Source organism: Mucilaginibacter sp. GW822-FHT03E02 (assembly GCF_058801545.1).
The window spans coordinates 4,788,875-4,801,247 of record NZ_JBXANJ010000001.1; the positions used below are offsets into that span (position 1 = coordinate 4,788,875).

General features: G+C 42.3%; 7 protein-coding genes. 4 read left to right on the forward strand and 3 right to left on the reverse strand.

Annotated features, from left to right (window positions below):
• Nucleotides 1–124: 124 nt before the first annotated feature.
• Both AC1RM2_RS19890 and AC1RM2_RS19895 read left to right on the forward strand, forming a co-directional pair.
• Entirely contained in the window at nucleotides 125–1,159 is a 1,035-nt protein-coding gene (locus AC1RM2_RS19890; RefSeq protein ID WP_492986907.1) for a LacI family DNA-binding transcriptional regulator, read from the forward strand.
• 129 nt (nucleotides 1,160–1,288) lie between these two features.
• On the forward strand, nucleotides 1,289–2,503 hold the full coding sequence (locus tag AC1RM2_RS19895; protein WP_492986908.1) for a glycoside hydrolase family 27 protein: 1,215 nt from the start codon (nucleotides 1,289–1,291) through the stop codon (nucleotides 2,501–2,503).
• Nucleotides 2,504–3,067: 564 nt separating this feature from the next.
• On the opposite strand, the gene AC1RM2_RS19900 is transcribed toward AC1RM2_RS19895, so the two are convergent.
• The 3 genes from AC1RM2_RS19900 to AC1RM2_RS19910 are packed head-to-tail and all read right to left on the reverse strand — an operon-like array spanning nucleotide 3,068 to nucleotide 8,072.
• The gene (locus tag AC1RM2_RS19900; RefSeq protein ID WP_492986909.1) at nucleotides 3,068–4,492 is read right to left on the reverse strand and encodes an alpha-L-fucosidase; all 1,425 of its coding nucleotides are present in this window, start codon (nucleotides 4,490–4,492) and stop codon (nucleotides 3,068–3,070) included.
• Nucleotides 4,493–4,529: 37 nt separating this feature from the next.
• Entirely contained in the window at nucleotides 4,530–5,900 is a 1,371-nt protein-coding gene (locus AC1RM2_RS19905) for an alpha-L-fucosidase (protein ID WP_492986910.1), read from the reverse strand.
• A gap of 39 nt (nucleotides 5,901–5,939) precedes the next feature.
• A complete protein-coding gene (locus AC1RM2_RS19910; protein WP_492986911.1) occupies nucleotides 5,940–8,072 on the reverse strand; it encodes an alpha-N-acetylglucosaminidase in 2,133 nt (710 codons plus the stop codon).
• Nucleotides 8,073–8,310: 238 nt separating this feature from the next.
• On the opposite strand from AC1RM2_RS19910, the gene AC1RM2_RS19915 reads away from it, so the two are divergent.
• Both AC1RM2_RS19915 and AC1RM2_RS19920 read left to right on the forward strand, forming a co-directional pair.
• Complete coding sequence (locus AC1RM2_RS19915) at nucleotides 8,311–9,693, forward strand: alpha-L-fucosidase (protein WP_492986912.1); 1,383 nt, start codon at nucleotides 8,311–8,313, stop codon at nucleotides 9,691–9,693.
• Nucleotides 9,694–9,793: 100 nt separating this feature from the next.
• The gene (locus AC1RM2_RS19920; RefSeq protein WP_492986913.1) at nucleotides 9,794–12,133 is read left to right on the forward strand and encodes a beta-galactosidase; all 2,340 of its coding nucleotides are present in this window, start codon (nucleotides 9,794–9,796) and stop codon (nucleotides 12,131–12,133) included.
• Nucleotides 12,134–12,373: the final 240 nt, after the last annotated feature.

A 12,373-nucleotide genomic window follows, 5' to 3' on the forward strand; every position in this document is an offset into this window, starting at 1 on the left:
TTGGTTTTGCAATTATAGAACAACACGCGGGTGACGTTAACCCTTTAATTATTTGACTTCAACGATTTTTTTGGACTAAGACTAATAGATAATAAATACCCATTGTTTTAATCTCGTTTATCAAATGGAAAAGATCCCGACAATTAAAGAGATAGCTAAACGCTTAAAAGTAAATGCATCAACGGTATCCCGGGCCCTTCATGGGCACCCCAGTATTGGCCTGGTAACAACCATGAGGGTTAATAAGGTAGCAAACGAATTAAATTATGAGCGTAATCAAACCGCGGTTTTTTTTAAGCAACGAAAAACATTCACTATCGGTGTTATTCTTCCTGATTTTTCTGATGCTTTTTTTTCTTTGGCTCTTAGCGGCATTGAAGATTATGCGAGTAAAAAAAACTACAATGTTTTTATCGGGCAGTCATTAGAAAACCCCGATAAAGAAAAAGGAATCCTGCAAACTATGAGGAATCACCGGTTAGATGGCATCATTATATCTATAAGTAAAAATACTACCGATTATGAAGTGTTTAACCAATTGAAAAAATATAATATCCCCATCGTATTTGTTGATCGTATACCCGACATGGAAGATATACATTATTCGGCTTGTAACCTCCAATCGGGAATGTTACAGGCCATTGAGTGTTTAATAGCCAAAGGGCACCGCAATATTGGGTTAATTAATGGCCCATGGCAGTTAGCAGCAAGTAAAGAACGTTTGGAGGCTTATCAAAAAGGGCTTAGCGATCATCAAATTGACATAAAGCCAGGGTTTGTTGTGTATTCAGACCTATCGCGTGAGCGAAATCAGCAGGCCATGGACGAGCTGATTTCATTGGCGGATAGGCCCACAGCCGTCATCACTTTTAACGATTACGTGGCCCGGGATGCAATGGGGCAGGTAAAAACCCACAATTTGGTAGTCAATCGCGATATCAGCTTTATTAGTTTTGCCAATTCGCCTATCTGGAGTTTTACGGATAATTCGCCGCTCGCATCTATCGAACAGTTCCCTAAAGAGCAAGGCGTAAAAGCTGCAGAAATACTTTTCAAGTTAATTGACGACCGTGCTAAAGAAACTCCATCAATCCCTGGCTTTCACCGGGTTGTATTTGATTCAAGCATGGTTATACATGCGGTTAACAGCTTGATGTAAATACAGGTGATTATTCCTGGTTGAAAGCCATTTATTCAGCTGTATAAGTCGGCCTGATAAATTATTCATTATGCGCTTAACCCGACAGGTAGTGCATTACATTACCCTTCCCTTAATAATTACACCACTATGGTAAAATCATTTTTATATACTGCGATTATAATTTTATTGAACGTTAATAACCTGTTTGCTCAAAAATTTGAGAAACTGGCGCAAACGCCGCCTATGGGTTTTAACACCTGGAATACGTTTCAAACCAATATTAATGAGCAAATGCTTGAAAATATGGTTGATAATTTTGTTTCATCGGGTATGAAGGATGCCGGCTACCAATATTTTGTATTGGACGACGGATGGATGGCCATGCAAAGAGATAATAATGGCAGCCTTGTTGCCGATCCCGCGAAGTTTCCTGGAGGCATAAAAAAGCTGGTAGATTATGTGCACGCCAAGGGCCTAAAATTTGGCATATACAATTGTGCAGGTACGCTAACCTGTGGCGGCTATCCAGGCACACGTGGATATGAGTACCAGGATGCCCGCTTGTATGCTTCGTGGGGTGTTGACTACTTGAAGTTTGATTGGTGCAATACAGACAGCCTGAATGCGCACGAGGCCTATACCACCATGAGCAAGGCTATAAAAATTGCCGGCCGGCCAATGGTATTTAGCTTATGCGAATGGGGTAACCATAAACCCTGGCTATGGGCCAAAAACGTAGGTCATTTATGGCGCACCACAGGCGACATAGGTGCCGGTTTCGGGCGTTTGGTAAACAAGGGTACGTGGAATGCCTTAGGGGTTACCGGAATCCTTGATCAGCAGGAGGGCTTCAGAAAATATGCGGGGCCAGGGCATTGGAACGATTTAGATATGCTGGAAGTAGGTAACGGCATGTCTTATAACGAAGATAAGGCGCATTTTTCGTTATGGTGTATGCTGGCAGCACCGTTGATGGCCGGTAATGATCTGCGTAAAATGACCGACCAAACTAAATCCATACTCACAAACAAGGATGTAATTGCTGTAGATCAGGATCCTTTAGGAATTGAGGGCTTTAAGTATTCGGCTGTTGACGGGTTGGAGATATGGATAAAGCCCTTAGCCAATAACCAACTGGCGGTTTGTTTTTTTAACAGATCGGCCAAGGAACAAACCATCGCTTATAACTGGAAAGATCATCCGGTAAAAGATGATCTTTCTGGTATCGATATTGATTTTAATACATCAACTTACAAGATATACGACTTGTGGCTGAAGAAAACTTTAGGTAACACCAAACGTGCATTAAAAACCACTATCGGAATACACGATGTGGTGATGGTTAAATTAACTAAATTTTAAATAGGGCGTAGGGTAATTACCCCGTTTGAAACCAGGGCAAATGCATCTAAACTGGGTTAACATAACTTAACACATTTAGATAAAATTCTGTACAAATACCTTGTAGTCAATGTTTTGTTGTTTTTTCATGGTTAACATTAAATTGACACTTTACGCAATTTAAGCGCATACAAATGTTTGTGTGTGTTATTGGTAAAAACAGGTGCCGGATGGACATGGATTTTTTAACCAGCATCAGGAAATAACGCAAGGTATCGTTTGACGCTTATATCTTCTTCACCTCCTAAGCTTATTCCGTTAGCTACAATTTAAAAACAGATCATCGCGCTAAATATTTAGATGCGTTTGCCCTGGGTTTTGGAACCCAAAAGTTTTGCCTCCTGATAGTCGCTCTTTTTCGCCTGATGTTGCGGTTTTGTTGCGATTTGTAAAATATGACAATTGGTAATCAATTGATTGTTAGATAGATGATGTTTTTTGTTGTTGCACCTGTTGCGAACACAACAGTTTTGAATATATACAAAGGGGGCCACACAGTAGCCTCCTGATATAATCGTCTATCCCTTAATATGCCAACACAAAAGTGCCGCTATATTTTAAGGCATCGCTTTTTTGTAAAGCATCGGGTATTTGAATACTTAACAGTCCGTTTTGGTAGTCCCATTTTAATTTTTGACTGCTGCCCAGCAAGCTTACTTTTTTAACTTGTTTAATGTTATTTACCGGAAAACTTACGTTGGACGGTAGGTTTACCATATCTTTTTCAGACAGCCAAAAAGCATATAACGTTTTCGTGGTCTTCGATTTAGTAAAATAAATATTCCCGGCAGAGTAAGGGGCTACCGGCTCTGAACCATAAATACCCTTCCCGTTAATTTTCATCCAATCCGCAATATCCTGCAATCGTTGATAGGCAACCGGATTCCAGTCGCCGTCAGGTCCCGGTGCTATATTAAGCAGCAGGTTACCGCCGCGCGAAACTATTTTTATCAATGTTTGCACCAGTTGCCGGCTGGGTTTAAATTCGTCATCCGGCACGTAACTCCAATATTTACCAATGGTCATACAGGTTTCCCATGGGTACGATAAAGGTTTATCCGGTACTTCCTGTTCTGGGGTGGTATAGTTTTCAAATTCGCCGGCAACTGTTCTGTCTACCATGATGAGGCCTCGCTGATGGCTGCGTCCCATTTTGGCTATTTTGGCCATATCAAGATCCTGGTTATAGTGCTGCGGATCGTTATCATTTGTTGGCAAGGGCCTTACCCAGCCTCCATCGAGCCATAAAATATCTACTTTGCCATAGCCCGTCATCAATTCTTCAATCTGGTTATAAGTAAAATCTTTAAATTTTTGCCAGCGTTCGGGGTAGCGTTGCGGGGAATAATTAACATTGTGGTCTTTAGGGGGAAAGTATGGCCACCAATAGTTTTGGTTATGCCAGTCGGGTTTAGAGAAATATGCCCCAATCATAAAATTATCTTTACGGAAGGCGTTAAATATTTCTTTAGTGACATTGCTTCGCGGATTTTTTGAGAAAGGCGTTTTAGGATCTGTAATTTTATAATCCGTTTGTTTGGTGTCAAACATGCTAAAGCCATCGTGGTGTTTGGTTGTAAACACCATGTAATTCATGCCCGCCGCTTTTGCGGCTTTAGCCCATTTTTCGGGGTTAAAGTTTGCAGGGTTAAACGTGGTTTGCAGGTTTTCATAGGCTTTTTTATAGGTGAAATAATCAGCACTATAGGGGCCGGTACGTGTAACCCAGTCATCGGGGCAAATAGTCCAGCTTTCTGATACACCCCATTGGCTGTATGTTCCCCAGTGCATAAACAAACCGAATTTTTGGTCCTGCCATTGGGCAAGCTTTTTCCGTACCAGGGAGTCTTTAGGAGCCTGGTACGTAGTGGACATTTCGTGCTCGTTTTGCGCGAGCGCCGCCTGGCCACAAGCCAACAAGCAGAGGCCAAGTATGAATTTTTGGATCATGATAAATGGATATATTTTAATAGCAGGGTATATTGCATTAGTTCAGTATCAATTCAATTACCGGTATCTCGGTATCAGGTTTGGTCTCCGGTAGATTTAATACAAGGTCATTTCCTGCATCTTTTGATTTGCTATCGGTTTGTATCTCTGAGGCATCGTGCAAAAACTGTATGTATTTTACTTTGTCCTTATATCCCGATAAGGTAATTGTTTTGCCCGGGTACTCCAACAAATGCACATACAAACGCCTGGTGTTGGCATTATAGGTAAGCATAGTATGTTCAGGTGCTTTAAATGTTTCCGGGGCTTCTGTGCATCCGTAAATTGCGCGGCTATTGTATTTCATCCATGCTGCTATCCCGTCCAGCCTTTCGTTAGCGCGTTTATCAAATAAACCACGTGCAGTAGGGCCCACATTCAGCAACAGGTTGCCGCGCTTGCTTACGGCTTCTATCAGCATCGTAACTAACTGTTTGGTGCTTTTCCAGCTGTTTTCATCGCGGAAATATCCCCAGGAGCCAGAAAACGTTTGGCAGGTTTCCCAGTAAGTTTTGTAATCGTTTTTTTTGGTCCATTCTGTTAAGTTTACCTGTTCGGGCGTCAGGTAGTCCCATCCGTCCTGGTATTCGTTTATATCAAGGCGATTATCAATTATAATATTGGGCTGTAGTTTTCTTATTTCTTTAACCAATTCAACAGATCCCCAGTCTTTGCTACCTTTACCATGTTTGCCGTTGTCGGGGTACGAAAAATCGAGCCACAGCATATCAACTTTACCGTAATTGCTAAGCAGTTCTTTAATCTGGTTGTGCATGTAGGTACGGTACCTGGCCATATCGCGGCCTTTATTCAATTTATCATAATCTTCATCCTTTTCGCTTGCCGGTTGCAACGGGTGTAAAACATCAACTGTAAAATCAGGGTGATGCCAATCCAACAGCGAGTAATAGAAACCTATTTTTATGCCTTCGGCCCTAAATGCATTTACAAACTCTCTTACAAGGTCTCGTTTAGCAGCGGTATTGGTGGCCTTATAATCGGTATATTTCGAATCAAACAGGCAAAACCCTTCGTGGTGTTTTGTCGTGAGTACGGCATATTTCATTCCGGCTGCTTTGGCTTTCTTCGCCCATTCTTTAGGGTTAAACAAATCGGGGTTAAACTCATCAAAGTAAGGCTGGTATTGTTTATCGGTCATGCGTTCCCACCTTTTTACCCATTCGTGCCTCGCTGCCTGCGAGTAGAGCCCCCAATGAATAAACATGCCAAAACGGTCATTGGTCCACCAGGCCATGCGTTTAGCTTTTTGTTCGGGTGTTTCTGTTCCTATTTTCTTTTGAGCATACGAAGAGGAAAATATTAGGGGAATTAATAACGTAATTAAGACTGTTTTTTTGAATTGACGCATAGCGGTCTGTTAGCTTGAATTAAAGTAGGTGTTTTAAGTTTACATCGATAAAATTTGGTTAACCACTTCCTGTAAAGGCCTGTGTGGTTTTTCGGGACTTAGCTTCTGGTTTTCATCCACCCATTTGCGTTCCCATGAAAAGTAATCGGGCTCGGGAGCGTTTTTGCCTTGCAGGTTACCACGCAGATAATCAAAATAAATTTCCCAGCGGGGCAGGTAGTAGCCATCCATCAGGCCGGCCCATTCTTTATAGGCATATTCATGCAGGTTATCTTCGGTACGTACGTTTTCTCCCCAATAGGTAATCTGCATTAAAGCATTTTTTAGGTTATTTGCTTTCTCTTCAGCAGTGTTTCCGTTGGCTATAGATTGTTTGAGATAGGTGTTGAGCCTGAAGTAACCATCTGTATTCAGTAAGTCGTCTGTCAATTTTACCATGTGCAGAAACTTTTCACTTGCCTTGTTAAAGGCCGGTAAGTCCTTGTTGTTATAGGCTGTTACCAGGTCATTAAAAACAAGGGTTCCTTTATTTGACAACACCTGCCTAACCATGTTAATGAGATCTATTTTGTAGGTAGCCGAATTCATGAGCCCGGGTGCAGCCCGTGCAAACTCTTTTACCGCTTTTTCAAATTGTACGGTATCGTAATTACGGGTAAGTGTGCCCCAGCTGGAGATTGATTTAACTTTAAGTGCGGGCCTTGCGCAGAAAATAGACTCACCTGCGCCTTCCTGGTAACCGGGGAGACTTTGGTAAATGGTTTGTAAAAAGCCCTGCCAGGCATTACTTGTATGCGCATTGTTTACACCATAACGGTATTTGGCGTAATTATTAATCCAGCTCCGGGTATCAACATGTTCTGTGCGCCAACCCAGTTCAAGCATCAAATCATAGTCTGGCGGATTATTGTTGATGCCTTCGGGCATTATACCAACACCCTTAAGGTAATTGCTGTAAGTGCTTTCCCTGGCCCTGTAAATTTCATCGGCAAAGCGCTGTAATTTGCCGTATACACCGGGGCGTTCGCCAAAATTATTAACACTGCACCATATAAATGGTGTGTTATCATAGGCTTTACGTTTTTCCCAGTTATTGGTAAACTCGCCAAAAAGTTCCTGTACTAATACTTTTGATTTATCAAGACCATCAAGCATTGCTTGTTTGGGGTTATCCTGCCAGCCCTGCAACACCCATGACGAGCCCGGGTAATAATGTTGCATTGATGCCTGTATGGAGGCTCCTGCTTTCTTCAGATCTATGCCATCGGTTTTACCTCCCTCATGAAAAGGATCGCCTGCAAAAAAGTGAATGTTTTTACCATATAATGCCTGCATTTCGCTGTAATATATACCCGCTATGCGGCTAAATTCAGGGTCAGTAGGGTCAAGTATGTCGGGCCGTTTAAAAGCCCCCCAGTTACCCTGGTCTATAATGTGTGCCTTGCTTTTATTTTTTAACGTACTTGGCACCATTCCATAAAAGCCCTGCAACACAGGTTCTATCCCCAGTTCCTGCATTCGCTTTATCATTTTTTGCTGAATCAGCTTGCGGTTGTCAATCTGGCTTTGTGGCATCGGCCCGCCCCAGCCTTCAATATTGCCCATCAGCCACCATGCGGTATAAGCGGGGCCAACTATAAAGTTGTTAATTTCATTTTCGTTATACCCTATCTTCCTCAATGTATTTTGCCATACCGCTTCCATGCCTTCAACGGTAAGCATCGTATTAACACCATTTAGCGCCATCCAGTCAAGCTCCCGTTCCCAATCGGCCCAGCTGTAAAAACTCATGGTATAGTTATAGGTACAATAATTTAATGCATAACGATACTTGGCTTCAGCCTGTACACTTGTTTTTTTACCAACAACCGGAATCGGGAATACAGGCGCCAGGTTATCGCCCATATGCGACATCGACCTATTGCAATAATATTTTAAATACCAGTTTACACCAACTGCCGCTGCGTTAGGCCCTGATGTGCTGATCACCAGTTTGTTTTTTATGGTTTGTAGCTGGGCTATTTCGGAGCCCGGAGATTTTAAGGCCTTGAAAATAATATGATCGCTTAACCAGGGAGCACGCCTTTTAACCAGTGCTTTTACCGGTTCAAATTGTTGGGCAAAAAGGTGTATTGGCAAAAATAAAACAAGCAGAAAAGTTAGTTTTCGCATATAAAAATATTGATTTTGAGGGTTAACATCCTCGAAACTAACTAAAATTAAAATAGAAAATAAGGCGCAGCCCGGCGCTGTTGCTGCATAAAACTTACGCAAACGTTTGTTGCAGCATGCGCAAACGGTTGCGTAAGTTTTCACTATTTTTTTCGATTATTATTTTGCTACCATTGTATCTCAAAGGCCATATTTTACCAAATGGCGCCCCTTTCATCGTTAAAAATCATCTTATAAAATGAAGAAAATTATAATCAGCTTTATTATTTGCACAGTTGTAAGTGTGGTTTCATTTGCACAAACAATTGCCCCTGCCGATTCATTGTTGGGCGCTACGATATTAAGCAAGCGTACCGACGCCGCGATGCAAAAATGGCGCGATAATAGATTCGGCCAATTTATCCATTGGGGTTTATATGCCGTGCCGGGCGGGCAGTGGAAGGGTGAAAATTATCCGGGTGCTGCAGAATGGATAAAAGCCGATGCCCGCATTTCCTCCGCAGAATATGCCGAACTCATCCATCAGTTTAACCCTCAAAAATATAACCCGACAGAATGGGCCCGTATTGCTAAAAATATGGGTGTAAAATATGTGATCCTTACAACTAAACATCACGAGGGATTTTGCCTGTGGCCCAGTAGCTTTACAGATTTTTCTATAGCATCAACACCTTATAAAAAAGATTTACTGATGCGTTTTGTAAAGGCCTATCAAAAGGAGGGGATTGATGTTTATTTTTATTATTCTATTCTTGACTGGCATCATCCCGATTACCGGTCGGTTATACAATCGGATGATGATCAAAAGGCTTTTGAACGGTATTTTGCATTCGTTAAAAATCAACTGAAAGAGCTGATAACTACTTATCCCGGTATTAAAGGCCTTTGGTTTGACGGGCAATGGGAAGCATCCTACAAAAAAAACTACAAAATGGGTTATGAGCTGGAGCAATATTGCCGGGCACTAAAACCGGGTATTATTCTTAATAACCGCATCCGCACCGATGCGCAGGGGCATGTAGATCATGATTATAAGGGACGGCATTTTGGTGATTTTGACGGGAGTTTTGAGCGCCGTTTACCTTCAAACGTAAAAAGCCTTGATTTTGACTGGGAAGCCTGTATGACCGTTCCGGAAAACCAATGGGGATACCACAAAATATGGCAGGGGCATACAAAAACCGCTTACGAAATAGAAGAAATGCTGGCCACCTGCACCGCTATGGGTGGCAATTTTGTACTCAATTTTGGCCCTCAGCCCGATGGTGCTATCCGTACCTATGAGCAAAACCTGGCCAAAGAAGTTGGTGCATGGATGAAAGCCAATTCGGCGGCGATATATGGCTGTGATAACGCCGGACTGGAAAAGCAGGACTGGGGCTATTTTACACAGAAGCCAGGCGACGATAAGCTTTACATGATAGTTTTTAATATACCAATATCAAAAGCATTAAAATTAAAGCTTCCCGAAAAAACAAGGATTGCAGATAACTCGCTTTTAACTGATAGCCTTCAAAAATTCACAATCGAGAAAACGTACGGAAACGAATATTATCTGCATTTAGGAGAAGCAAAATTTACCCAGCCATTTGTAATAACACTGCAGCTAAAAAAGGAATGACATGTTTTGGCTTCATGCATATGAAAGCTTTAATTTTATTAGTAGCCGAAAAAGTATTGCCTCTTGTGAATTTACAACATAGTTTTAAGATTGATTTTTAATGAAGAAAAGTATTGTTTGGTTACTCTTATTATTAGCCGGATTGACTTCCCGATCCACCTTTGGTCAGCAGGAAACTAATGAGCCTTTTAAAATTGGCACAGAATCATTTATGTTAAACGGCAAGCCATTCGTTATCCGTTGTGGCGAGATGCATTTTGCGCGTATACCCAAAGCGTATTGGAGGCACCGGCTGAAAATGGCGAAAGCCGTTGGCTTAAACACGGTGTGCGCTTACCTGTTTTGGAATTTCCAGGAAACAGAGTCTGGAAAATTTACCTGGGAAGGGCAGGCTGATGCAGCCGAGTTTTGTAAGATAGCGCAGGAAGAAGGGCTATATGTTTTGTTGCGCCCCGGCCCATATTCATGTGCCGAGTGGGAGTTTGGTGGCCTGCCCTGGTGGCTGTTAAAAAAGAAGGACATTCAATTACGTACCCAGGACGCTTACTACATGCAGCGTTGCCGCCAATATTTAAAAGAAGTTGGCCGGGTGTTAAGCCCTTTACAAATAACTAAAGGCGGCCCCATACTAATGGTACAGGTTGAAAATGAATATGGCAGCTACGGCACAGATAAAGAATATATTTTAAAAATACGCGATTATTTAAAGGAGGCAGGCTTTACCGTTCCCTTGTTTACATGCGATGGCACTGTTCAGCTAAAAAACGATGTTCAAAAGGATATTTTTGCCGTGGTGAATTTTGGAAATAATCCCGAAGCCGGCTTTAAGGCCTTGCGCGCGGTACAGCCCACCGGGCCGCTAATGTGCGGCGAGTATTACCCGGGCTGGTTTGACAGCTGGGGTGCGCCGCACCATACTGGCTCAAATGATCATCTCATCAAAGAAATTGGCTGGATGCTTGATCATAAGGCTTCTTTTAGTATCTATATGATACATGGCGGCACGTCATTCGGCTTATGGGCGGGTGCAAACTGTCAGCCTTACGCCCCAGAAACATCAAGTTATGATTACGATGCGCCTATAAGCGAAAATGGCTCTGCAACAGCCAAATATGATGAGTTGCGCAATACACTTAAAAAGTATCTTCAGCCAGGCGAGGTATTGACAGACGTGCCCGACGCGTTACCGGTACAAAAAATAAAGCCTTTTAATCTTACCATGGTAGCCCCAATAATGAGTCAACTGGGAAAACCGGTATTAAGTGATACCACACTTTTTATGGAAGATTTGAACCAGGGTTACGGCATGATGGTTTATGAAACAACGCTGCCGGCTGGTGCAAAAAGTAAACTGGATTTTACCGAAGTACATGATTACGCCGAAGTTTTTATTGACAATAAGCTCGTTGGCGTATTAAACCGTGTTAAAAATGATCATATAGTTGAAATTCCTGCACTAATTAAGCGTACCAGGCTCAGGGTTTTTGTTGAAGCCATGGGCAGGGTTAACTATGGTTATTACCTATGCGATCGTAAGGGCCTGCAGGGCGAGGTTTATAGCATAACAGTTGGGCAAAAGGTTATGTTAAAGGACTGGAAACATTATTCCATTCCATTGGGCGAAGGCAACCCTGCATTTAAATATAAACCAATTAATGCCGTAGCTAAGTTGAATGAGCCCGCGTTTTACAAAGGCTACTTTAATGTAAAAAGCAAGGATGATTTTTATTTGGATATGCGCTGGTTTAAAAAAGGTGTTACCTGGATAAACGGGCATTGCCTGGGCCGGTACTGGAACATTGGGCCAACCCAAACCATGTACGTACCCGGAGTATGGCTAAACAAGGGAAAAAATGAAGTGGTTGTATTGGATATGCACCGGCCACTTGCTGCCCGCCTGCAAGGTTTGGATAAGCCGATACTTGATAGTCTTACAGAAATAAAGGCTGTGAGTAGCAACCACCGTAAAGCCGGCCAACACTTCGGAAATAATTTGAATAGCCTTTTATATTCGGGAGTAATGGAAAATTCTACTAAATGGCAAACATTTACGTTCCCCATAAAAAGCGGTCGTTATATTGCCCTGGAAGCATTAAACAACTTTGTGGGCGACCAATTTACCTCATTGGCCGAGATTGAATTGCTGGATGAGAACGGAAAACAAATACCCCGCGGTTTGTGGAAAGTGGTGTATGCCGATAGCGAAGAACTGAAAGGGGAGGACGGCAAATCGGAAAACGTCTTCGACCTACAGTATACCAGTATCTGGCATACCCAATGGAAGGATAATGCCACCAAACACCCGCACCAGATTGTTATTGACCTGGGAAGTAAGACAACCATAAGCGGTGTTAAAATGTTGCCCCGGCAGGATATGGAAACCGGGAGAATTAAGGATTTTAAAGTTTATTTGGCTAATGAGCTCTTTAATGGTTTGTAACTTTGATTTTTAAGTTGTTAAAGTCTGCTTTGAGATTAGGCATTTTAAGCGGCTTTATCCATTGATGAAGCTTTACCAATATCGGCAGTATTGTGTGCTATAAGTCAGGGGATATCAACAAGCTTTTGGAAGGAGGCTTGATATAAAGCAGGCGGCTTCCAGGAATCTTATCGCGCTAAACCCGGCAGTCAGTAAACCCGGCTGCCGGGACTTATTCTATCAAGTCGATATTCAACTATA

What these genes read in the sequence shown, in the direction of transcription:
- AC1RM2_RS19905 (WP_492986910.1), bottom strand. Translation starts at nt 5,900, where the DNA reads ATGCGTCAATTCAAAAAAACAGTCTTAATTACGTTATTAATTCCCCTA.
- AC1RM2_RS19920 (WP_492986913.1), top strand. Translation starts at nt 9,794, where the DNA reads ATGAAGAAAAGTATTGTTTGGTTACTCTTATTATTAGCCGGATTGACT.
- AC1RM2_RS19910 (WP_492986911.1), bottom strand. Translation starts at nt 8,072, where the DNA reads ATGCGAAAACTAACTTTTCTGCTTGTTTTATTTTTGCCAATACACCTT.
- AC1RM2_RS19915 (WP_492986912.1), top strand. Translation starts at nt 8,311, where the DNA reads ATGAAGAAAATTATAATCAGCTTTATTATTTGCACAGTTGTAAGTGTG.
- AC1RM2_RS19890 (WP_492986907.1), top strand. Translation starts at nt 125, where the DNA reads ATGGAAAAGATCCCGACAATTAAAGAGATAGCTAAACGCTTAAAAGTA.
- AC1RM2_RS19895 (WP_492986908.1), top strand. Translation starts at nt 1,289, where the DNA reads ATGGTAAAATCATTTTTATATACTGCGATTATAATTTTATTGAACGTT.
- AC1RM2_RS19900 (WP_492986909.1), bottom strand. Translation starts at nt 4,492, where the DNA reads ATGATCCAAAAATTCATACTTGGCCTCTGCTTGTTGGCTTGTGGCCAG.